General features: G+C 55.5%; 20 protein-coding genes and 1 pseudogene. 9 read left to right on the forward strand and 12 right to left on the reverse strand.

The genetic code is table 11. The features are described from left to right. Window positions 1–93: 93 nt before the first annotated feature. The 5 genes and pseudogenes from ACR0KW_RS22940 to ACR0KW_RS22960 all read right to left on the reverse strand — a co-directional run. Window positions 94–656 (reverse strand): annotated as a pseudogene (locus ACR0KW_RS22940) (IS5 family transposase); the annotation flags it as partial. Between the two features lie 244 nt (window positions 657–900). Then, window positions 901–1,680, reverse strand: a complete 780-nt coding sequence (locus tag ACR0KW_RS22945) for an IclR family transcriptional regulator (RefSeq protein WP_480807092.1) — start codon at window positions 1,678–1,680, stop codon at window positions 901–903. A gap of 11 nt (window positions 1,681–1,691) precedes the next feature. Then, window positions 1,692–3,050: a TRAP transporter large permease gene (locus tag ACR0KW_RS22950; RefSeq protein ID WP_480807093.1), complete on the reverse strand. Its 1,359-nt coding sequence runs from the start codon at window positions 3,048–3,050 to the stop codon at window positions 1,692–1,694. Further along, on the reverse strand, window positions 3,050–3,715 hold the full coding sequence (locus ACR0KW_RS22955; RefSeq protein ID WP_480807094.1) for a TRAP transporter small permease: 666 nt from the start codon (window positions 3,713–3,715) through the stop codon (window positions 3,050–3,052). Before ACR0KW_RS22955 ends, ACR0KW_RS22950 begins: the two co-directional genes overlap by 1 nt. A gap of 66 nt (window positions 3,716–3,781) precedes the next feature. Next, window positions 3,782–5,020: a TRAP transporter substrate-binding protein gene (locus ACR0KW_RS22960; protein WP_170326498.1), complete on the reverse strand. Its 1,239-nt coding sequence runs from the start codon at window positions 5,018–5,020 to the stop codon at window positions 3,782–3,784. Between the two features lie 108 nt (window positions 5,021–5,128). On the opposite strand from ACR0KW_RS22960, the gene ACR0KW_RS22965 reads away from it, so the two are divergent. Beyond that, window positions 5,129–6,724 carry a GMC family oxidoreductase gene (locus ACR0KW_RS22965; protein ID WP_480807095.1) on the forward strand — a complete coding sequence of 532 codons (1,596 nt, stop codon included), beginning with the start codon at window positions 5,129–5,131 and terminating at the stop codon, window positions 6,722–6,724. A 293-nt stretch (window positions 6,725–7,017) separates the two neighbouring features. Here ACR0KW_RS22965 and xylB read toward each other — a convergent pair whose 3' ends face one another. Then, on the reverse strand, window positions 7,018–8,454 hold the full coding sequence (gene xylB, locus ACR0KW_RS22970; RefSeq protein WP_480807096.1) for a xylulokinase: 1,437 nt from the start codon (window positions 8,452–8,454) through the stop codon (window positions 7,018–7,020). 108 nt (window positions 8,455–8,562) lie between these two features. Between xylB and ACR0KW_RS22975 the strand changes: the two genes are divergently transcribed. From ACR0KW_RS22975 to ACR0KW_RS23010, 8 genes are all read left to right on the forward strand, one after another. Next, window positions 8,563–9,588: a LacI family DNA-binding transcriptional regulator gene (locus ACR0KW_RS22975; protein ID WP_480807097.1), complete on the forward strand. Its 1,026-nt coding sequence runs from the start codon at window positions 8,563–8,565 to the stop codon at window positions 9,586–9,588. 95 nt (window positions 9,589–9,683) lie between these two features. Further along, window positions 9,684–10,988: an ABC transporter substrate-binding protein gene (locus ACR0KW_RS22980; RefSeq protein WP_480807098.1), complete on the forward strand. Its 1,305-nt coding sequence runs from the start codon at window positions 9,684–9,686 to the stop codon at window positions 10,986–10,988. A gap of 106 nt (window positions 10,989–11,094) precedes the next feature. Then, window positions 11,095–11,961: a carbohydrate ABC transporter permease gene (locus ACR0KW_RS22985; RefSeq protein ID WP_480807099.1), complete on the forward strand. Its 867-nt coding sequence runs from the start codon at window positions 11,095–11,097 to the stop codon at window positions 11,959–11,961. A gap of 12 nt (window positions 11,962–11,973) precedes the next feature. Continuing rightward, window positions 11,974–12,804 carry a carbohydrate ABC transporter permease gene (locus ACR0KW_RS22990; RefSeq protein ID WP_480560429.1) on the forward strand — a complete coding sequence of 277 codons (831 nt, stop codon included), beginning with the start codon at window positions 11,974–11,976 and terminating at the stop codon, window positions 12,802–12,804. Window positions 12,805–12,816: 12 nt separating this feature from the next. Next, complete coding sequence (locus ACR0KW_RS22995; protein ID WP_480807100.1) at window positions 12,817–13,821, forward strand: ABC transporter ATP-binding protein; 1,005 nt, start codon at window positions 12,817–12,819, stop codon at window positions 13,819–13,821. Next, window positions 13,818–14,591, forward strand: coding sequence for an L-iditol 2-dehydrogenase (locus ACR0KW_RS23000; protein ID WP_480807101.1), 774 nt, complete (start codon window positions 13,818–13,820; stop codon window positions 14,589–14,591). The genes ACR0KW_RS22995 and ACR0KW_RS23000 overlap by 4 nt, the downstream gene beginning before the upstream one ends. Before the next feature lie 29 nt (window positions 14,592–14,620). Next, complete coding sequence (locus ACR0KW_RS23005) at window positions 14,621–16,102, forward strand: mannitol dehydrogenase family protein (RefSeq protein WP_480807120.1); 1,482 nt, start codon at window positions 14,621–14,623, stop codon at window positions 16,100–16,102. A gap of 31 nt (window positions 16,103–16,133) precedes the next feature. Next, on the forward strand, window positions 16,134–16,460 hold the full coding sequence (locus ACR0KW_RS23010; protein WP_480807102.1) for a hypothetical protein: 327 nt from the start codon (window positions 16,134–16,136) through the stop codon (window positions 16,458–16,460). Between the two features lie 565 nt (window positions 16,461–17,025). Here the strand turns inward: ACR0KW_RS23010 and ACR0KW_RS23015 are convergent. From ACR0KW_RS23015 to ACR0KW_RS23040, 6 genes are all read right to left on the reverse strand, one after another. Next, complete coding sequence (locus ACR0KW_RS23015; RefSeq protein WP_480807103.1) at window positions 17,026–17,709, reverse strand: IS6 family transposase; 684 nt, start codon at window positions 17,707–17,709, stop codon at window positions 17,026–17,028. 680 nt (window positions 17,710–18,389) lie between these two features. Further along, window positions 18,390–19,487 (reverse strand): glutamine synthetase beta-grasp domain-containing protein, encoded by a 1,098-nt coding sequence (locus tag ACR0KW_RS23020; protein WP_480807104.1) that lies wholly within the window; start codon window positions 19,485–19,487, stop codon window positions 18,390–18,392. 166 nt (window positions 19,488–19,653) lie between these two features. Then, on the reverse strand, window positions 19,654–19,908 hold the full coding sequence (locus ACR0KW_RS23025) for a DUF1127 domain-containing protein (protein ID WP_480807105.1): 255 nt from the start codon (window positions 19,906–19,908) through the stop codon (window positions 19,654–19,656). Between the two features lie 1,048 nt (window positions 19,909–20,956). Then, window positions 20,957–21,244: a DUF1127 domain-containing protein gene (locus ACR0KW_RS23030; protein ID WP_480807106.1), complete on the reverse strand. Its 288-nt coding sequence runs from the start codon at window positions 21,242–21,244 to the stop codon at window positions 20,957–20,959. A gap of 160 nt (window positions 21,245–21,404) precedes the next feature. Continuing rightward, window positions 21,405–22,871, reverse strand: a complete 1,467-nt coding sequence (locus ACR0KW_RS23035) for an ammonium transporter (protein WP_480807107.1) — start codon at window positions 22,869–22,871, stop codon at window positions 21,405–21,407. Between the two features lie 30 nt (window positions 22,872–22,901). After that, window positions 22,902–23,624 (reverse strand): response regulator, encoded by a 723-nt coding sequence (locus tag ACR0KW_RS23040; protein WP_480807108.1) that lies wholly within the window; start codon window positions 23,622–23,624, stop codon window positions 22,902–22,904. Window positions 23,625–23,630 lie beyond the last annotated feature (6 nt).

Here is a 23,630-nt window from a genome sequence, read left to right on the forward strand (position 1 = left end):
TGCCCATTTCAGCAGTTCGCTGAGCTCGCCACCTGACGCACAAGCGGTTGCTGAAACAACTCAACGGGCTCAAATCTTTGCAACAAAACCGGGCTTTATTCCCTTGTCTATCAGGGCTTCACGGAACCAGTCCGCATCATAACCGCGATCACCCAGTAACCATTCAGCCGATGGTAGGCTGTTCACCAGAGCCCTGGCTCCTGTATAGTCGCTAACCTGGCCAGCAGAGATGAAGAGCCGAATAGGTCGACCAACACTGTCGGTGACGGCGTGCAGCTTTGTGTTCATGCCACCCTTGGTCCGACCGATCAGTCTGCCACGCCCCCCTTTTTCAACCGCTGGCTGGAGGCTGTGCGGTGCGCTTTGAGGTATGTTGCGTCGATCATGATCGTCTTGTGATCCGTGCCTTCAGCAGCCAATCCCTCCATGATCCGAGCGAACACACCCATGTTGCTCCACCGCTTCCATCGGTTGTACAGCGTCTTTGGCGGCCCATATTCGTGAGGTGCATCAGACCACCGCAACCCATTGCGGTTTATAAAGATAATCCCACTCAGAACACGCCGGTCATCAACCCTCGGCTTGCCATGGCTCTTCGGAAAGTAAGGCTGAAGACGCTCCATTTGTTCGTCAGTCAGCCAGAATAGATTGCTCATTACACACCCCTGAAATTCAGGGGCTTGAATCACGCAGTTGAGATCACGGCAACCAATTTTATGGGTCCAGAACCTAAGGCCTCGTTGCGCAGAATTTCGATTTTGCATAGTTGAGCAAACGCCCATACTGAGCTTTGATCACGCTCTCGTCAGCTTTGGTCTAGAACTCGCCAAAACCGGTCGATGTTTGACGTCACAGCTTGTGAGAGTTAGCTCGCGTTCTGACTGTCACCTTAGTCACTGTTCACTCGTTCAAAAGAGCCGAAAGTTCGTCAGCCCCTTTTTGCAGTATTCCCAGAAACAACATTAGGCTGTTCACGTCGTGACGTTGTGTTGGAGCGTGAACCGAAAGCGTGCCCACCAACCTGCCCTGCCCGTCCAGAACGGGCACAGCAAGTGCGGTCATCCCAACCATGAATTCCTCATCATCCGTGGAATATCGGTTCTTGGTGATGTTTTGGATTTCCGCTCGCAAAACCTTGGGATCAGTCAGAGATCGTTCGGTCTGCGGGTGAAGATTTCCTGCTGCAAGAAACCCATCCAGTGTTTTCTGCCGTAGTGTGGACAGGTACATTTTGCCACTAGCGGTACAATGGAATGGCACCTGCGTACCGACCGGCAGCTGAATTCGCAGCGGCCACTTCGTTTCCACCCGGTCCAGATAGATCATTCCCTCTCGGTCCGGGATGGCGAGATTGCAAGTCTCACCAACTTTTTCGGCGACGCTGCGCAAGATTGCCAGACGTGCAGTGCGGAGGTGCTCGGAGGACATCGTATTGACCGACAACAACCGCAGCCGATGTCCGGGGCCATACGAGCGACCATCCAGATCGCGCTGCAGGAAGCCTTCGGCCTCTGCGGTTTGCAGCAGGCGGTGGACGGTCGGCTTGGCCAGACCCAACGTCTCAATCAGGTCCGATGGTTTAACGGCAACCCCGCGCCGCGCCACCTCCTCAAGGATGAGAAGAAGGCGCAAGTTGGTCGGGATCTGAGTTTCTTTGTCTTGTGTTTCCGTCTCGGCCATCCTGCAACAGTCTAGTTATTTGGCAGTAGGATCAAGGCCAGATCGGGCACAAGCGACACCAAAATCCACACCGACAGCAACGCGGCCAGATAAGGCACCGTATAACGCAGCAGCCGGAAATAGGGCACACCGGTCACACCCGAGGCCACGTAGAGGTTCAACCCGTAGGGAGGGGTAATGAATCCGATGGACGCCCCCACAAGGAAAATCACCGAGAAATGGATCGGATCAATCCCAACCGAAGCCGCAATCGGCGCCAAAATCGGGGCCAGGATGATCGTTACAGGCAGGCTTTCCAGTACCATGCCTGAGAAAAAGACGATCACCATCGAGGTAAACAGAACCGCATGGTACCCTCCCATCGAGGTCACGAAATCCCCAATGGTCTGTTGCGCCCCAAGCAAGGAAAGGATCTGCTGCATCACCACCGAAATCGCGATCAGCGGCGCAAGGATGCCGGTGATCTGAGCCGAGCGGATCACGATTGAGGGGATCTCGGGGATCGTAAAGCCTTCGACCACGAACATTTCGGCGAAACTTTTTTCGGTTGGCGGAATGTCGTTCCTGGCCCCCATCAAGCGGTTGATCGGATAGCTGACCAATCCGGCAATTACGCAGAAGCCGACCGTCACACCCGCCGCTTCGGTCGGAGAGAATTTGCCTGTATAGATGCCCCAAAGCACCAGCCCAATGGCGAAGAAGCCGAGCCACGCTCCGAACGCCGTTTTCAGCACCCGGTTCAGTTGCAGCGGAATCAGATGTCCCCAGCCATTCATTCGACAGATAATCCAGCAAGCAAACTGCATCCCCATGACCATCAGTGCGCCTGGCAAAATACCGGCGACGAACAATTCAGATATCGGCAGGTTCATCAGGAAACCGTAGACGATGAATATAATTGACGGCGGAATGATGATCCCCACCGTACCGCCCGCCGCCGCGGTGGCGGCGCTGAACCGTTCGTCATAGCCACCTTTGACCATCTCCGGATGCAGCATCGAGCCAATCGTGGCCGTCGTCGCCGAGTTCGACCCCGAGATCGCCGCGAACAAACCGCAAGCGCCAAGCGATGCCATCGCCAGCCCGCCGCGTATCCAGCCCAGACAGGCATACGCAAAATCGCTAAGCCGCCTTGCGATGCCTGACTTGTTGATCAGGTCGCCGGTCAGGATGAACAAGGGCATCGCCAGCAGGGCAAAACCTTTGTTGAACACGTTCAAAAGCTCGGCGCCCATATTGTCCAGCGTCAGGCCAAGAACGAAGGAACAGCCGATGACCCAATAGCCAATCACCAGCAGAACCGGCACGCCCAGCATGAACAGAAAGGTAACCCCAAGCGAGATCAGTGTGACCATGGTTCCGTCTGTCATCAGTCTGCTCCGATCACGGCCTGCTGGATCAGCGGCTCACCAGTTTTCCAGTTGTGCAGATCATCTGCGAGGTTCTGAAATACACGCCCAACCATCAGAAAGAAGGACAGCGGCGCGGCCAATAGGAACCACCATTGCATGATGTTGTCGGTCCCCAGGACGATCTGAAAATTCGACGCCGACAGCGCCACCAACCGGGTTGTGGTCACGATGACGATCACCGCAAAGATGAACCACAGCACTGCATCAAGGATCAGGCAAGCCAGTTGACCGCCACGCGGCATGGCCGTGCGAAACTCGCTGAAGCTCAGATGTGTACGCAGGCGGACATTGTAGGATGCGCCGAACCACGCCATGACCATGAACAACAGCGGCGGAATGGTGGTTGACCACGGCTCTTGGTCGTTGAACACGAACCGGTCGATCACGCCCCAAAAGATGATCAGGGCAATCGCGAGGTAGGAATACACCATCACCGACCGTTCCAGATGGCGTTCGACAAAGGGGACTGCCCGATAGATCAGCATGATCACGAACCCGCCAATTGCCGAGACCACGGCCCCGAACACCCAAGTGGCATCGGATTCCAATGCAGATTGAATCTCGAACGAATCCTGACTGAGAAAGGCGCTGAAAATCGCGCCTATATCTGCCCAAAACGTCATGTACCCCGTCCTCCCAGTCGGTGTGTTGTGGAACCGGCCCGTTTGGGGCCGGTTCGCTAAAGCTTATCAGGCTTGGCCCATCCACCAACGGCGTGGCTCGACATTCTCCGGCAAGGTGTCTGCCGGGATTTCGCGCGCGATGTCGTAGATTTCCTGATAGGTATCGATCCCTCCTGCCCATTTGTTCAGACGCTCGCGCCACTGCTCCCACGGCTCAGGGTTGTAGTTCGGGGCGCACATCTCTTCGGCCAGCTTGATCTGATCGTCGGCTAGGAAAGCGGGACGCACACCGTTTTCGGCAAAGATCGTGTTGGGCAGTTGCGGATCCGAGAACCCAACGGTGTTCAGCAGCGCCGCCTCATTCGCGCCCTGAATCAAGGCCTGTGTGAAGTACGAGGACTCCATCACCGCGTTCTGCAATTCTCCACTGAGGCTGTCGAACACCTTGGCCGACATCGACGTATGTTCGGTTCCGCAGAAGAATTTCAGATTGACCGACTGCGACACCACAGGCGACATGTTGGCGTAAGCCACGGCCGAAGCCCAGGTTTCGGCCCCGTCGATCAGACCGGTTTTCAGGGCGTCCAGCGTTTCCTCCCACGCGACCGGTACCGGGTTCAGGTTCAACAGCTGCATTGCAATCCGCCCCAGCTGCGTGCCCGTCACGCGGTTCTTGGTTCCGAACAGCTCTTCCAGCTTGGTCACGGTCGGCTTGTCGGCAAATGTCGAGCCCATTTGAAGACCGCGCAGTTCGCAATGCGTGAACAGGAATTTCAACCCGTGCCGTTTTTCCAAGGGATCACGCAGGATGCGCTGGCTCGCAGGGCTATAGAAGAAGTGATACTGCGCCGCGCGGCTGGGGAACATGTAAGCATAGTCCAGAACGTTCAGATAAGGCGCTCCACCGGCCGAATTCTGGGTCGAGGCGGCATAGATGTCGACGATCCCCTGCTGGGTTTTTTCTACACAGCTCAACTGGCCGCAGATCTGGTTGTCTCCGATGAACTCGATCCGAATCTCACCGTCCGTGCGCTCTTCCAGATCCCGCGCAAACTCGATCGCGCCTGCACGTTCGATCAGCAGGTTGCGGGTGTTGAACCCCGATGCGCCAAATTTCAGCGTGTGTTTTGGCTCTTTCGAAAAGCGCTTCTCATAGGTTGATTCGGCCGCCTGTGCCAGATTCGCCAGACTCATCGCGCCTCCAAACCCACCTGCCGCCAGCAGTGTTGAACTCATGCCATAACGCCCGGCAACACGGAAAAAATCCCGCCGCGAAATACCACTTAGTTTCCGACCGATCTCCATTGCTTACCTCCCTGATTGCAATTATTGAGACGTTTTGTATCAAAAAAGGCTAGTATAATTCTTGCATCTTGCATAGAGTTTTTTCGACGGCGTGAGGAGGAGGCAGTCATGGAAGTGGATTATGCGGTTGTTGGCGCGGGGTCTTCGGGCTGTGTCATTGCTAACCGGCTGAGCGCCAACCCCAACACGACCGTTGCACTGCTCGAGGCGGGTGGCCGCGATACCAACCCGTGGATTCACATCCCCGTTGGTTACTTTAAGACCATGCATAACCCCTCGGTCGACTGGTGCTATCGCACCGAACCTGATCCAGGGCTGAACGGGCGATCCATCGACTGGCCGCGCGGCAAGGTGCTGGGCGGGTCATCCTCACTGAATGGATTGCTCTATGTGCGTGGACAGAAAGAGGATTATGACCGCTGGCGGCAAATGGGCAACGAGGGCTGGGGCTGGGACGATGTCCTGCCCCTGTTCAAACGCTGCGAAGATCAGGAGCGGGGCGAAGACGAATATCACGGCGTGGGCGGGCCTTTGTCCGTGTCCAATATGCGCATTCAACGACCCATCTGCGACGCCTGGGTGGCCGCAGCGCAGGCCGCCGGTTATCCATTCAACCCCGATTACAACGGCGCCAAACAAGAGGGCGTGGGGTATTTCCAACTGACCACCCGAAATGGTCGCCGATGCAGCGCCGCCGTGGCCTATCTCAAGCCCATCCGGGGGCGTCAAAACCTGAACATAATCACCAACGCGCTGGTCACGCGTGTGGTCCTGGACGGGAAAAAGGCCATTGGACTGATTTATCGGGATCGCACCGGGGCCGAACAAACCCTGAAAGTTCGACGAGAGATTGTTCTTTCTGGCGGAGCGATCAACTCCCCACAGATTCTGATGCTGTCGGGAATCGGTGACCCGGATCATCTAACGGAAAATGGCATCGAAACCCAACATGCCCTGCCCGGAGTTGGCAAGGGTTTGCAGGACCACTTGCAGGCGCGACTGGTGTTCAAATGCAACGAGCCGACGCTGAATGACGAAGTCCGCAGCCTGTTCAATCAGGCGCGCATCGCGTTGAAGTACGCGCTATTTCGCGCGGGTCCGATGACCATGGCCGCCAGCCTTGCCACCGGCTTCATGAAAACCCGACCCGATGTTGAAACTCCGGACATTCAATTCCACGTGCAACCTTGGTCCGCCGACAGCCCCGGCGAGGGCGTGCATCCGTTTTCGGCCTTCACCATGTCGGTCTGCCAACTGCGCCCGGAAAGCCGAGGCGAACTTCGCCTGAACGGTCCGGATCCGTCCCAACATGTCAAAATCTTCCCAAACTACCTTTCCACGGAAACGGATTGCCGAACCATCGTCGACGGCGTGAACATCGCGCGGAGGATCGCCAAACAGAACCCTCTGGCCTCGAAGATTTCAGAGGAGTTTCGGCCAAAGGCAGAGCTGAGTTGCGACGATTATCAAGGCACACTGGATTGGGCCAGATCCAACACCGCATCAATCTATCACCCAACCGGCACCTGCGCGATGGGAAGCAATAAGATGTCTGTTGTCGACGCGAAACTAAAGGTACACGGCATATCGAAACTGCGCGTGGCCGATTGCTCGATCATGCCGGAAATCGTCAGTGGCAACACCAATGCACCAGCGATCATGATCGGCGAAAAGGCAAGCGATTTGATAACATCGGATGCTTGACACTTCGCCCGACGGTCTGAACTTCAAGAAAAACTGATAAAGCCATTGCAACCGAAAAACCAATGCGCACGCAACACAGGGCTCGAACTCGTCCGCCTATGGAGGCTGTTACAACATTGGGGACGCCCACGGATTTCGGATTTCACCTCTTATGGCCCAACTATGGTGGTTGGGTAAGATCGTGTGACGTGCGACAGGAATGCTGAGCAGTACGTAGTTTACTATTTGCGGCACAAAGCCCTTCCGCCACACCCAGGTAGCAAATTGAGTTGCGAAAGATTGTTTGATGGCGGCTAATTAACGTTTTTGATGGCAGCATAAAGCCGGCGAAACTGCGTCAACCGCTCGAAGAGCACTGTCATTTCGGCTGGCTCGAACCTATCTGCAGTTGGCAGCTGAAACGCGAGATCGGCTCCGGTAATCGCATCGTCGCTGTAAGCTGCCAGCCGCGCCGCACCAAAGGCCGGGCCAATATCGGCTCCTTCCGAGCGCACTACGGGTTTCCCAATCACCGTTGCGATCAGCTTCAGCAGAAAATCTGATTGGCTGCCTCCTCCGATGACAGCCAATTCCGGCAATTTATCCATAGTGTCGCCGAAACTCTGCGCTGCATCAGCAAAGCAAAACGCAATCGCCTCCACCACGGAACAGCAGATGTCCGCGCGTGTCGTTGAGTCCTCGAGCCCGAAGAAACAGGCCCGGATATACGGATCTCCGAGGGGGCTGCGTTCACCTGTCAAATACGGCAGAAAAATCGGCACGCGATAACCTCTTGCCGTTTCGGCAAGTGCAACAACTTCGGCTGCGGACAATCCTAATTGACCGCCAATCCATGAAATCGGCCTTGCGCCATTCAGCATCGCCGCCATTTGATACCAACGGCCGGGCAATGTGTGTGCAAAGGCATGTACATAACGTTCAGGATTGGGTTTGTAAGCCCGATCCGCCACGAACAACTGACCGGACGTTCCTAAAGAGATGAAGCCTCGCCCCGGTTCGGTGGCACCCAAAGACACCGCCCCGGTCGCCGCGTCCCCTCCTCCGGCCACGACGGGCACGAAAGGTCTCAATCCCGTCTCAGCTGCGGCCTGTGCCGTCACAGTACCAACGACACTGTGGCCGTCGAAAATCTGCGGCAGCCAATCGCATGCCACGTCAGAAGCCTCGGCAATTCCGGCGTGCCAGTTGCGCGACGCCTGATCCAGCCACAATGTCCCGGCGGCATCGGACGCGTCGGTTGCCAACTCTCCATGCAGGCGCAACCCGACATAGTCTTTGGGCAGCAGAATATGGGAAAGCTGTGCATAGTTGGCGGGCTCATGTTTTTTCAACCAAGCAATTTTGGGCGCAGTAAAGCCCGGCAAGGGAAGGACGCCTGCGATATGGCCAACCTCCGGCTGGGCCGCGCGCAGATCCTCACATTCCTGTACTGCCCTACTGTCATTCCACAGGATTGCTGAACGGATCGGCCGCAGATCACGGTCCAGCAAAACAGCGCCGTGCATTTGGCCGGACAACCCGATGGCTTTAATCTCCGAGAGCGCGATTTGGCCGGCAAGTTGGGTCAACGCATTACGTGTCGCCTGCCACCAGAGCTCCGGGTGTTGCTCTGACCAGCCGGGCTGCGGCGAGGAGGTCTGGATCCCGACTGAGGACGACGCAAGAATTCGATTGGTGTCCGCACAGACAAGCTTGACCGCTGACGTTCCGATATCGATCCCGAGATACATTCAAACCCCTTGCCCGACACATGCCTGGCTATTGATTTTTTTGCGCGCGCAAAGAATATGTAAAACGATGATAAGATCAAGGCAGCGATGATCCGCAGGCAGATTGGCATGACCAAAATTAAGAATATGGAAGAGTTCGCGGCCCTCAGCGGTATCTCGCGACCCACGGTGTCCAAATACTTCCACGATCCCGACAGTGTTCGCCCGAAAACAAGAGCCCGTATCGAAGAGGCGCTGGAGCGGTTCGACTATCGCCCCAATATCTATGCGGTGAACCAGAACAGGAAACTGACGAAGAATATCGGTATTGTCGTGCCCTATCTGGCCGACCCGTTCTTTGCCGAAATCGCGCGCTATCTTGAGCAAAGCTGTATCGCGGCGGGGTATCGCCCATTCCTGTTTAGCGCGCATGGTGAGCAAAAACTGGAAAACGAGATTCTGGACGGGCTTCAATCCCTGAAACCCGCCGGGGTTCTGCTGGCGCCATTGGGACGGATTTCAGACCGATCCGCGATCGAGAAGTTCTGCACCAATGTTCCGACGGTTCTGTTTGACAGCAACCTGGACGGTCTGGGGGCAGCCTTTATCGGATCGGACAATTTCAGCTTTGTGTCGCAGACTGTGGAATACATGACCCGGACGGGCGAACCGCCTTCGTTTTTCGAAATGCGCACGCCTGCGAACCCAAACGCCAACAAGCGCAGGAAGGCTTATGTTGACGTGATGGAGCGCCTCGGGTTCGAGCCACATATCATCAAAGTCGACGGCAAAGGATGGGCGTTTGAAGAGATTGGGCACAGGGGCGCACTGAAAGTTCTGGAAGAGCGTGGCCTGAAGACGGATTCGGTGCTGTGCAGCAATGACCGGCTTGCCATTGGCTTTCTTGCAGCCTGCTTCGAACAAGGGATTCGGGTCGGTCGGAAAGAAGACTGCACGCTGCGCGTAGCCTCAAATGACGATCATCCATTTGCAAAATTCACGTGCCCGTCTTTGACAACGGCAGCGCATGACTATGACAACGTGGCCGTTCGAAGCGTCGAAACTTTGTTCGAACTTATTGAAAGTGGAGGGAAATTTGATTCCCGAACTGAAACCCTCTTCCCCGCACGACTTGTTTTAAGGGACTCTGCGTAACTCAAAATTTTTAACGCGCGTAAAGTTTTTATTGACGGCGCGACAATTTACGATCTACGCTCCCTGCATGACATCCAAGCTCAGGGAGGACAGGGATGTATCTGAAGCACGCACTTCGCGCGGCGACTGCATTGACGTTCGTCGCAACGGCCGCGGCCCACGCGCAGACCATCACGATCGCCACGGTAAACAATGGCGACATGATCCGGATGCAGGGCTATACTGACAAATTCACCGAAGCGACCGGCATCAACGTCGAATGGGTGACGCTGGAAGAAAACGTGCTGCGCCAGCGCGTAACCACCGACATCACCACCAAGGGTGGTCAGTTCGACATCATGACCATCGGCATGTACGAAACCCCGATCTGGGGTGCCAATGACTGGCTGGTGCCGCTTGAAGGCATGTCCGCCGAGTATGACGTGAACGACATCCTGCCCGCGATGCGCAACGGTCTGAGCAACGACGGCACGCTCTATGCGGCGCCATTCTATGGCGAAAGCTCGATGGTCATGTACCGCACCGACCTGATGGAAAAAGCGGGTCTTGAGATGCCCGACGCACCGACCTGGCAGTTCATCCGCGAAGCGGCGGCGGCGATGACCGATCGCGACAATGACATCAACGGGATTTGCCTGCGCGGAAAGGCAGGCTGGGGTGAGGGCGGCGCCTTTATCACCGTGACCGGAAACTCCTTCGGTGCACGCTGGTTCGACGAAGACTGGAAGCCCCAGTTCGACCAGCCCGAATGGAACGAAGCGCTGACGTTCTTTGTGGACATGATGGCTGAATTCGGGCCTGCGGGCTATGCTACGAACGGCTTCAACGAGAACCTGTCGCTGTTCCAGCAAGGCAAGTGCGGTATGTGGATCGACGCCACCGTTGCGGCCTCATTCGTTACCAATCCCGACGACTCGACCGTGGCGGACAAGGTCGGTTTCGCCTTGGCCCCGAACGCCGAAGGCGTTGACAAACGCTCCAACTGGCTCTGGGCATGGGCGCTGGCAATTCCGGCGGGCACACAGCAAGAGGACGCGGCCAAACAGTTCATCGAGTGGGCAACCTCCAAGGACTACATCGAGCTGGTGGCCGAAAACGAAGGTTGGGCCAACGTCCCGCCGGGTGCGCGCACCTCGCTGTATGAGAACCCCGAGTATCAGAAGGTACCCTTCGCCAAAATGACGCTGGATTCGATCCTGTCCGCTGACCCAAACAACCCGACGGTCAAACCGGTGCCCTATGTTGGCATCCAGTTTGCGGCGATCCCAGAATTTGCAGGCATCGCCACACAAGTCAGCCAGGAATTCTCGGCGGTCTATGCCGGACAGCAATCGGTCGAAGAGGCGCTGGAAAAAGCGCAAGCCTTCACCGCCGAAGAAATGGAAGCCGCAGGGTACTGAGGCATCCTCCCCGCGGGCGGGCAGAGATCTGCCCCCCGCCTTACCCTTCCACAACCCACGTTTTTCTCGCAGGCTGGTAAGCGCCTGAACAGAGAGGTCTTGCGTCATGGCAACTCAACATTCCCGATCCGTTGCGCGCCTTATGATGGCACCCGCCGTGGTCCTACTGCTTGGCTGGATGCTCGTGCCACTGACGATGACACTGTATTTTTCCTTCAAGAAATACCTGCCCCTGCGTGGTGGTGATCTGGGCTGGGTTGGTCTGGACAACTACATCCGCTTCGTCTCATCCAGCTCGTTCTGGCCTGCGGTTCAGGCAACGCTGGTTATCGTCGGCGGCGTTCTGGTGATCACGGTGGTGCTGGGCATCCTTCTGGCGATGCTGCTGGATCAACCGATGTGGGGCCAAGGCGTTGTCCGCATTCTGGTGATTGCACCGTTCTTCGTCATGCCGACGGTTTCGGCGCTGGTCTGGAAGAACATGTTCATGGACCCGGTGAACGGTCTTTTGGCCCACCTATGGCGCTTTTTCGGGGCCGAGCCGATTTCATGGCTGTCCGAAGCGTCGATGACGTCGATCATCATGATCGTCTCGTGGCAGTGGCTACCCTTCGCCACGCTGATCCTGCTAACCGCGATCCAGTCGCTGGACAGCGAACAGCTGGAAGCGGCCGAGATGGACGGCGCACCTGTCCTGAAACGCTTCTACCACATCATCCTGCCGCATCTGAGCCGCGCGATCGCCATCGTGATCCTGATCCAGACGATCTTTCTTTTGTCGATCTTCGCCGAGATCTTCGTGACCACCGGCGGCGCGTTCGGCACCCGCACACTCACCTACCTGATCTTCCAGCGGGTGCTGGAAAGCCAGAACGTTGGCCTTGGATCTGCCGGAGGTGTCTACGCCATCATCCTTGCCAACATCGTTGCCATCTTCCTGATGCGCATCGTCGGCAAAAACCTGGACGCGTGAGGAGGAACGACCATGGCCCGCGCCGTCACGACCCGCCGCAAATCGCTGAACACCGCCCTGGCATGGGCCATCGGTTTGCTGATCTTTTTCCCGATCCTCTGGACCATCCTGACCAGCTTCAAGACCGAGGCACAGGCCATCGCCAGCCCACCGCTGTTCCTGAACTTCAACTGGACGCTTGAGAACTATGCCATCGTGCAGGAACGCTCTGACTATATGCGGTTCCTGTGGAACTCGGTCATCATCGCGGGTGGTTCTACAATTCTGGGCGTGATCATCGCAGTGCCCGCCGCATGGGCGATGGCCTTCGTGCCCTCGAAACGCACCAAAGACATCCTATTGTGGATGCTGTCCACCAAGATGCTACCTGCGGTAGGCGTTCTTTACCCGATCTACCTGCTGTTCATCCGTCTGGGCCTGCTGGACACACGCGGAGGGTTGGTCGTGGTCCTGATGTTGATCAACCTACCGATCATCGTCTGGATGCTCTACACCTATTTCCGCGAAATCCCCGGAGAAATCCTTGAGGCAGCGCGGATGGACGGGGCGACCTTGAAAGAGGAAATCCTCTATGTCCTGACCCCGATGGCCATTCCCGGCATCGCCTCGACCGTGCTGTTGAACTTCATCCTGGCTTGGAACGAGGCGTTCTGGACCCTCAACCTGACAGCTGTCGACGCGGCCCCCCTCACTGCCTTCATCGCCAGCTATTCCAGCCCGGAAGGCCTGTTCTTTGCCAAGCTCAGCGCGGCTTCGACCATGGCGATTGCACCGATCCTGATCCTTGGCTGGTTCAGCCAGAAACAACTTGTCCGCGGCCTGACCTTCGGCGCTGTGAAATAAGGAAGACGACTTATGGGACGTATTCAACTCAAGTCCGTGACCAAAAGCTTCGGCGACGTACAGGTCATTCCCCCATTGGACCTGACCATCCAGGACGGCGAGTTCACCGTCTTCGTCGGTCCCTCGGGCTGTGGCAAGTCCACTCTGCTGCGCCTGATCGCGGGGCTCGAGGATATCACCAGTGGGTCCATTGACATTGACGGAGCGGACGCCACCGATGTGCCGCCTGCCAAACGTGGTCTGGCGATGGTGTTCCAGTCTTACGCGTTGTACCCGCATATGACCGTGCGCAAGAACATCGCCTTCCCGCTGCGCATGGCCAAGCTGGATCAGGCTGAGATCGACAAGCGCGTCGAAGGGGCGGCCAGCGTTCTGAACCTGACCGACTATCTGGATCGCCGTCCAGGTCAGTTGTCGGGCGGACAGCGTCAGCGCGTCGCCATTGGTCGCGCGATCGTGCGGGAACCAGCGGCCTTCCTGTTCGACGAACCGCTGTCGAACCTCGATGCCGCGTTGCGCGTTGGAATGCGGTTGGAGATCAGCGAATTGCACGAACGTCTGGCGACCACGATGATCTACGTGACCCACGATCAGGTCGAAGCCATGACCATGGCTGACAAGATCGTCGTCCTACAGGCCGGTGTTATTGAACAGGTCGGCTCTCCGCTGGAGCTTTACCGGACCCCCCGCAACCTGTTCGTTGCAGGCTTCATCGGATCTCCCAAGATGAACTTCATCGAGGGCGAAGAGGCCGCGAAACACGGCGCGCATACGATTGGCATACGCCCCGAACACATTGCGGTTTCCGACAGCGAGGGCACGTGGTCCGGCGTTGTCGGCGTGTCAGAACATCTGGGATCAGACACGTTCTTCCACATCCATGAGACCGGACTGGCTGACACGATCACCGTCCGTGCTGATGGAGAAGTCGGCTTCCGCCACGGCGACCGCATCCACCTGACCCCACGGGCAGATGTGATTCACCGGTTTGACGCACAGGGGCTGCGGATCGAATGAACCGACTGGCTGGCAAAACCGCCCTCATCACAGGGGCCGCGCGTGGCATAGGGTTGGCCTTTGCCAAGGCGTATGCTGCCGAAGGCGCGCGTGTCGCGATAGCCGACATTGACGGTCGTCGGGCGCAAGAGGAAGCGACCGAAATCGGGGACGCCGCCATGGCCGTCGAAATGGACGTAACCAATCCGAGCAGCATAGACGACGCCGTCGCGCAAACGGCCGCGCATTTCGGTCCCATCGACATTCTGATCAACAATGCGGCCATCTTCACCGCCGCCCCAATTGTCGAGATCGAGCGCGCCGACTACACCCGCGTCTTCGACATCAACGTCGCTGGTACACTGTTCACGATGCAGGCCGTCGCGCGTCACATGATCGAACACGGGACCAAAGGCCGGATCATCAACATGGCGTCTCAGGCCGGACGACGAGGCGAGCCCCTGGTCGCTGTGTACTGCGCCAGCAAGGCGGCAATCATATCGCTGACCCAATCGGCCGGACTGAACCTGATCTCTCACGGGATCAACGTGAACGCCATAGCTCCGGGTGTAGTGGACGGCGAACACTGGGACGGTGTTGATGCGTTCTTCGCAAAACACGAAGGCAAACCCCTTGGACAGAAGAAACGCGAAGTCGCGATGGCCGTCCCCTATGGCCGGATGGGCCGCGCAGAAGATCTGACCGGAATGGCGGTGTTTCTGGCCTCGGACGAGGCCGAGTACATCGTCGCGCAAACCTACAATGTCGACGGTGGAAACTGGATGAGCTGATGGACCCTTTGGCGAACGCAAAACCTCCGATGCGGCTACGGCTTGACAGCCTGTCAGACCTGCCGGAAACAGTAGGGACACCTGTGTATGAACGCACCGACCTTACGACGGGCATAGTTCATATTGGGCTTGGCAATTTTCACCGTGCGCACCAAGCCTGGTACATTCACCAACTGATGCAACAAGGTCAGGCTTATGACTGGGCGATCATCGGTGCCGGTGTGAGAAACTATGACGCCGATATGCGAGAGCGTCTACTTGAGCAGGACTGCCTGACAACGTTGATCGAATTGGACCCCAAAGGCATAAGCGCCAAGGTGATTGGCCCGATGATCGACTACCTGCCGATTGAGGACGACAACGCTGCCCTGATCCGAAATATGGCTGACCCTTCCATCCGGATAGTGTCGCTGACAGTAACCGAGGGCGGGTATTTTCTGGATGCCAACACCGGGGCCTTCGATACGGATCACGAAGATATTCGCCATGATGCGAGGAACCCGAACCAGCCCCGCACGGCTTTTGGTGCCATTGTAGCGGCACTAAAGCAGCGCCGGGCGAACGGCCTCGAGCCCTTTACTGCGCTCAGCTGCGACAACCTTCAGGGCAATGGCAGGATCCTGCGCGACTGTGTTGTTGGTTTGGCGCGTATGTCCGACCGTGATCTGGCCAAGTGGATTGATGAACACGGCGCGTTCCCGAATTCGATGGTGGATTGCATCGTACCCGCGACGACGGACCAAGTGGTCGCGCAAAGCCTCGCGCTTGGCATCGACGACCGCGCTCCTGTCTCTCACGAGAATTATCGCCAATGGGTGATCGAGGATGACTTCTGCGCAGGGCGACCGTCCCTCGAACAGGTTGGGGTAACCCTGACCCACGATGTACATAGCTACGAGACGATGAAACTTCGCATTTTGAATGGAGGACACCAACTGCTCGCAAATGTCGGGGAAATTCTAAATGTCTCGACGATTGCAGACTGCATGCAGGACGCGGACATCGTGGCATTTTTCCAAAAAGTTCAGGCTGAAGAAATTCTGCCTCATGTCAAAGCCGTCCCCGGAACGAACGCGAAAGATTACCTTGGGTTGGTTGAGAGGCGATTTGCAAACACGTCAATCCACGATTCGACGCGCAGGGTCGCGTTCGACGGATCGGCTCGGCATCCTGCCTTCCTCCTGCCGTCGCTGCGTGATGTACTTGCGTCTGGCTCTTCCGCACACGGACTCGCGCTGGCCGAGGCATTCTGGTGCAGGATGTGTGCAGGTGTTCGAGAGGATGTATCTGAAATCGCGCCCAATGACCCTCAATGGAAGAACCTTCAAACGACCGCGTTGGCGTCCAAAGACGAGCCCAAACTCTGGCTCGAACAACGCAAGTTTTATGGCGGCATTGGCAGCGGCACGCACTTTCCCGCTGTCTTCGCCTACTGGCTGACCGCGATATGGCAGAAAGGCAGCCGGGCGGTTATAGCTGAATACTTGGTGAATGGCTCGAAATCACGCTAATCGCATTTGCCAAGCGCAATCAGGCGTGGGCTTGAGCACCTCTGAATGGAATGACCACGTAACCGTTCGCGACATGGTCTGCAATGATTCCAGGTTCCCTGAGCAATATGTTTGTGAAGGAGCGGTAATGCCGGGTGCCACAGAAGCGAAACACGTATTTGACCTGTGTGATTACACCCTCTGCGTGGAGCACCCGCTCGGAGGATGGAATGGTGAATTGCCGCCAGTTCCCGAAGTCGCGAAGCTGACATCAGAGGAGTTCCAGATTGACCGTACCGATGGCCCGAGCCTGATCTTCAAAGCGGGTCTGCCTTATGGAGCGAGATCCGTCGCCGAATATGAGCTGGACGACCTATAGCGAAGGTCTGACATAGCGGAGCTCGACTTTCGGTGTGAGGAGCTTTGCCTCTTACTTAATGACGGATGGGTTTCCTGAATTCCTTTCCGAAACTTTTGGTGAATCTGCGCAGTTTCTGACGCCATAACTCGACTCTGATGGCTCGAGATAATTCTCCCACGTCGACGATTGTCAGAACGCCTGGCGCATTGCGCCTGCAGAGAATAGTGCCGTCTCGCCATTGTATTAGACCTGCCACGCTCCTCGAGTGGCGCGAACTTGGTGCGGCATAAAGCACAGCGATACTGGCTTAGCTGAGATTGGTTCGAATTTGTTTGACGGCACTACCTTGAGGGTGTCGATCTGGCAAGAGAGGGTAGTTGTTGCTCACGGCGAATCCTTTCGACACTTCACACACGGTCACGGCCCCAAACGACACTTTACACACGATCAAACGCGAGATTGGTCCATTTTTGGCATCAAAAGGCTCAGTATGCGATTTCCCGGGAATCACCGCTCTGCACACGCAATAGGGTTGTGTCGCAAACATTTGGAACGGCCAGAGTCAGCGACTTACTGGATACACCTATCCTGCTATCTTGGTGAATAACTGAAAGCCGGAAACCGTATCGCTTGAGAATTGCCGCTTCCGGATCATATTGGCGACTTCGATGCCGTCCAAAGTAGCTGATGCGGATTTGAACGATTTGAACCCACACATGTGCCGTACGCGACGCTTGATAAACCGATGATCCTGTTCGATCAGGTTATTCAGATACTTGGACCTGACCGTTTGGATTTTGGCTGGGCAGCCAAACCGATTAAGGATTTTGTTCACCTCTCGAATGCCCGCCGCGTTAGCGCCACTTTTGTCGATGACGATCTTGCTCGGGATTCCATTTGAAGACAGCGATTTGCCAAAAAACCTTGCTGCTGCTGGACGGTTTCTACGCTCAGACAGCATGAAATCAAGAGTATTCCCAGCTTTGTCGACGGCCCGATAGAGGTACATCCATTTGCCGCGAACACGAATATAGGTTTCGTCCATGCGCCATGAACTCAGCGTTGGACGTTTCTTCAATTGCGCACGAGCTGCGACGATCGGCGAGTATTTCATAACCCACCTATTCAATGTGGCATGGTCAACTCGCACACCGCGCTCAGCCATGATTTCTTCCAAGTCACGATAGGACACCGTGTACCACAGATAGAAGTAAACAGCGTACAAAACTGCATCCTTGGGGAAATGACAGCACTTTAACGAGATCATGCTCAAATAACCTGTTCGAAAATTATTCGACCAGTACAAACCTCAGATCACGCATGCTCGTCAACTAGACCCCAGAGTTTGCGACACATCCATTACCCTTCGCTTACGGTCTTTGGACATTCGATATCGGCTTCACATGCCTCGGAATCGTTGTAATTTCGGGTGGCAAGATTTGGTTTGTGGATTGAATGGTCTGGGTCTGGCGTGATTTCCAGCGGACGGGGGGATCGTTGGGCGACCTGGAAACGGCACGATGAAGAGACGGTCCTAAAGAGCAAAGATTTATTGAAATTGAGGTCCTGTGTACAACGGCAAATTGTTGGCAATTTAATACCACTGCATTTTATCTCGGTGCTCGCTCGTCTGAGTGGCCACAAGGTAAAGGAAACATCGAATTGATAAATAGACGATCATTCACCCGTATGTGGAGTGAGCGTCATTGGTCGAAAACTTACAATAAATCCTTTGAAGTACGGACGGCGAGGATGCAACACTCTAAGAAAGCCCATCCCACATCCGAAATCAGTTCTCGTGCCAAGCTAGTCTCCATCACAGACGCCAGCTTGGTTCACGCCTATCGCCAAATGTGAACCCTTTTGCCAACACGGCCTGGTATGCGGATGCACGGTTCATGAGAAAGCAGGCCGTTTTTTTCCCAAGCGGCCTGCTTTAACAAGAGTTTAAGCTGCAACCGGCACTTCAGAATGCGTGTCGCCTACTGATTGGCCAGACGGGATTGCATCTATGTCGCAGACGGTAGCGATTAAACGCGCAGCAACCTGGTAGGGGTCGGCATTGGCGCCAGGCCGCCTGTCTTCGAAATAACCGTGACCTTTTTGGGCAACGGGCCGTGGAATTCGGATCGACGCACCTCTGTCCGCCGTGCCGGATTTGAACATGTCTATTGAGCACGTTTCGTGATCCCCCGTCAGGCGTTTATCAAGGCCATGCCCATATACTGCAATGTGTTCCGCGTGCTTTATTTGCAGCTTTTCAACGGCCTCATGAATAGCCTTCAGCCCCGAGGAACTCTGACGTGTCGCGCGGGTTGAAAAGTTCGTGTGCATCCCGGCACCATTCCAGTCACCTTCCACTGGCTTGTTGTCGAAAGAAACGCTGACGCCCTCGTCCTCGGCAATGCGATGGAGCAGCCAACGTGCAATCCAAAGCTGATCGGCAATGTCCAGAACAGAGGGGTCTTTCGCGTCGAACCCCCGATAACCGATCTGAAACTCCCATTGCCCGGGCATGACTTCGGCATTCAGGCCGTAGTAACTCAGGCCGACGGACGTACAGGCCAGCATGTGGCGTTCCGCAATGGCGCGTCCGAAAGCCACATCAGCGCCGACGGAGCAGTAGTATGGACCTTGCGGGCCTGGATACCCGGACTTTGGCCACCCGAGCGGGCGATCATCCTTGAACAAAGTGTATTCCTGTTCGAACCCTATCCATGGATCGTCATCGCGGACAGAAGACGCGATTTGACGTAGTTTCGCGCGCGTGTTGCTGGGATGTGGATTACCCTTGGCGTCGCGGACTTCGCAAAGCACAAGGTAGTTTTCTCCATCACGCACCGGATCCGGCACCAAGCTGACGGGTGTCAGGATACAGTCAGAATCCGACCCGTCGGCTTGTCGGGTCGATGATCCGTCAAAGCTCCATTCAGGAAAGTCAGATGCATCAGGCTGTGCCTTTTTTACATTCACCACACGCGTTTTGGACCGGATTTGCGATGTTGGTGTCGTGCCATCAAGCCAGATATACTCAGCAAAGTTCATTTGATGTCTCCTTGTCATGTTGAGTTGAGCCGATGCCGTCCAGCTATCGGTTCGGGTTTCGTAAGTTGGGGAAAACCCTGGTCGACTGTGGGCGGAGGCAGCCTTCAATGTGCTGTTTTGTGCTGCATGCCACGTGCCGACCAGGGAGAGGTCAGGAATGTCCCGATCAAGACAACAGCTTGTCAATCAGGGAAACGCGCTGAATGTCTGACCGGTTTATTCCCATATCGCGCAACAGATAGTCGGGCATATTCCGCAGCTTTTGCATGTCGCGATATTCTCGGTTGGCCTGAATCAATTTCTGAAACACGCGAGCCGCGATATTTTTGATCCGTGGCATTTCCGGGCGGTTGTTCGGCGCTTTGAAACTGGATGCCGGCCAATGCAGACCACCAGCGTGGGCATAGATTGCGTAGATCATAACTCACCTCCTTAAGTGTTTGATGCCAAGTGTTTGTCACCTGGGATGAGAAATGAGTACGCTTCCAACTTGTCCGGCAGATTTCCTGAAACCCCCAAAAGTGTTTCGCTTGGGTTTCTTTTTCAATTGATCCGGATGGGTTTGTTTCAGAGGTGTCTTCGGGTTGGAGCGCAGGGACAAATTGGGTCTGGCGCCGTGTTGAAATCAGGCAGGCAAGGAAAATTAGAGCCAAGATTATGTTTGCGGCAAACATCGAGAAATTATGGTGAAATGGAGAGGCCCGGCCGTGTCGGCAAGAGAGATACCCTTCAGAGTTCCAGCATGCTTCAAGTTGATGTTTAATTTGGGGACGAGAAAGGCACGGGCACTGATGTCAAACGAAGAAGGGATATCATTACTCATTTCATCCGAACTGCTCGTGCCTCCAATGGCTGCGAACCCGGCAACCATTGCCCTTTTCTCAATGGGTTTTCTGGAGGGCGCGCACCGGCCACCCACGGCGTAATCAGTCGGAAGAATTCGGCATTTGGGCCAGCGTCGATTGTCGGTCCCCGTGTTGGACCTTGGTGATGGCCTAGAGAAAGATTGTGGATGCGGTGAAAGAAAGCGGCACGGTTTGCCTTCCTATACAAGAAAAGGCCGAAAGCCCCTTGAACTTCATCGGCACAGCATCAGTCCGCCTAAGGAGCCGGCAATTGTCGATGTGGCTCAGCAACGTGCTATTTCAACGCTTCTTCTCTTTCTACGAAAGTGATGAGATGATTAAGACCGGCCCGGGGACAGCGCCGCGAAGACCTGATCTGAGGCACCGCAAATCGTCAACTTGCCGCATTTGCCTTTTAACAGATTCGCCGCAAACAACAAATGGCCAGCAGCCTGCATGAGTTATCGCCTCAAGTTTTTCCGCGATGATTATAACGTGCAGACGCGACATCAAACTCAAGCGAACTAGAACTTCAAAAAGCTTTGCCACGGAATTTGCGTCGAGCCGCCCGTACAGCCGGATGCGGCAATACGGGCTGGCTTCTTCAATTGTCATTGCCACACTTCAACTCTTTCCAGCGGAGGCGCGTTCACGGTGTTCGGCGTCGATTTTAGACTGGAAATAGCTCCTGCGCGCACCTGCTGCCGCCAGCCCGTCAGGAGTCAGATCTCCACGCGTGAGGCCGATGTCATTGAGCTCGTAGTCCGAAAATTTTGAAAGCTCCCTAAGCGCCTTGTCGACATCATTCCCTGCGTTGCGGCGTTTTGCTTCCTTCACGTAGGCTAGGATGTAGTGCGCCCAATCACCCAGGAATGCGCTGAATGGTGCACGGGATGCATTGATGAAAGCCATTTTGAATTCTCCTCATGTTGTCAGCGAACCATTTTTGGTGATGTACCAGCTCGCTTTCGATGAGGATGTTTTGCCAACCCCACTTGTCCCCATTATTTCGGGTCTGCGTCAGAGAGAAAATAAATGGTTTCAATTGCTGCACGCCCAGGGCGTCAGTGTTTCAGAAGTTTCCGGCAGGCGACTTCGTTTCGAATTCCGGGTAAGCAAGCGCCCCGGTTTCCACCTTGTCTATTCCAATAGCTTCTTCGCCCTGGCTGAGGCGAAGGCGCATTGCAGAACGCAGGAACAGCCAGATAACCGCACTGCTTACGATCATGAAAATTGAGACAGCAGCGAACCCTAATGCCTGAACACCTAACAGGGCTTTTTCATTTGTAAAAGCCACCGCAATGGTTCCCCAAAACCCGCAACTCAGATGCACGGGAACCGCTCCGATCACATCGTCGACCCGAAAGCGAAGCAAGAGCAGCGTCGTTAGGATCATCAAACACGCGCCCGCGGCACCGATCAAAATTGCCGCGAATACCCCCGGAGTATCAGGGCCCGCGGTAATGCTCACCAAACCTGCTAATGCTCCGTTGAGCACCATTGTCAGATCAATTCTCTTACTTTTCAGACGCAAAAAGAGAATTGCTGAAACGATACCGCCGCAAGAGGCCATGACTGTGTTTACATAAACCGTAGAGATCGCAATGACGTCTGCAGCCGAGGACATTGACCCCAGCGATCCACCGTTAAAGCCAAGCCACCCCAACCAAAGAATCATCGTCCCTAGCGTTGCCAACGGGAGCGAGGACGCAGGTAGCGCCCGTACACTTCCGTCGTCTTTAAACCGGCCACGCCTGGGACCCAGCACAATAATACCTACGAGAGCCGCCCATCCAGCTGCGGCGTGCACATGGGTTCCGCCCGCAAAGTCGAGAAATCCCATCTTGCTCAGCCAGCCGCCGCCCCATCCCCACGCGCCCTGGATGGGGTAGAGCACCGTTGCCATAAAGAATATGAAAACGAAAAATGGAAGAAGCCGAATTCGCTCCGCAACGGCCCCGCTGATGATGGAAGCGGCCGTGACAGCGAAAAGAGTCTGGTACATCCAGATCGAAGCAGACGCGGCCCCGACGCTGAAGTCACCAGTAAGTGCGGCACTGTCGTCGGGCACCCAGGGCCCGAAAGTTCCGTAGAACCCACCATCTACGCCGATGAACATCAGATTGTAGCCTGTTAAGTAGAACCCAAGCGCAGCAATCGCAACCAATGAGATGTTTTTGAGCAAAATGGTCGCCACACTTTTTGTGCGAACAAGGCCGCCTTCCAACATGGAAAAGCCCGTCGCCATGAACAGAACTAATGTGCCGTGGAACAGAAAAGAAAGTGTGTTCAAAACATAGCGCGTCTCGGCGCTGATTTCAGCATGAGCCGGACTGGCAAAGCCAAGTGCAAATGAGGCTGCGATTAGCGAGTAATAGAGCGGTCGCGACATTCGTTGCTGGGTTTTCGGTGTCATGGATACTCCCGGTGGATTGAGCTTACTCATGGTACCAAGCTTCTGGAATTCTGTAACTTTATCGTATTTGTTTTTCAGAACTGCGTCTTGAATGGGCTGAATTGTTTCAAATGTTTCACCCATAACGAAAATTGACCGAGAATTCTTGAGAAATCACTTGGACACAAAAATGTAGCCTGCTCCGCGAACGGTCTTGAGAACCTCTGGTTTTCCGGGGTCTCGCTCGATTTTTCTGCGTAGCCGCGATATCCGAATGTCGATTGAGCGGTCGAACGGCTCCCAGTCCCCGTGATGGGCAAGTTCAAGTAGGCTATCTCGACTCAGTACCCGGTTCGGGCGCTCAGCGAAAACGCGTAAGAGATCATATTCCATGGCGCTGATTTTGATTTCTTGCCCGTCATCGTCAAAAAGCTGTTGTGCAGCAAGGTCCAACTGGCAATTTCCAAACGGAATGCGCTCCGAAACAATGCGTGGACCGCTTGTAGCCTTTGTGGTGGTTTCGCAACCAGATCTGCGCAAAACAGCCTTTACGCGCGCCAGTAATTCGCGCAGATCGACTGGCTTAGCAAGATAGTCGTCAGCACCTATTTCAAGTCCGACGACGCGGTCGACCGTTTCCCCAGAGGCGGTGACCATTATGATGTTAATGTCAGTTTCGGTGGAAAGATATCTTGCCAGAGAAAGCCCGTCTTCTCCGGGCATAGTTACATCAAGCAAGACAAGATCAAGCGGCGCGCCCGAGGCAACATGTTCTCGCAACGCGGTTCCTCCATTGAGCGCTACAACGTCATAGCCGCGGTCGCTTAGGTATTCTTCAAATGTCTCGCAAACGTCAGGATCGTCGTCCACAACTGCGATGTGATAAGTACTCTCCATCTTAGC

It is taken from the genome of Ruegeria sp. CG11 (genome assembly GCF_056537245.1).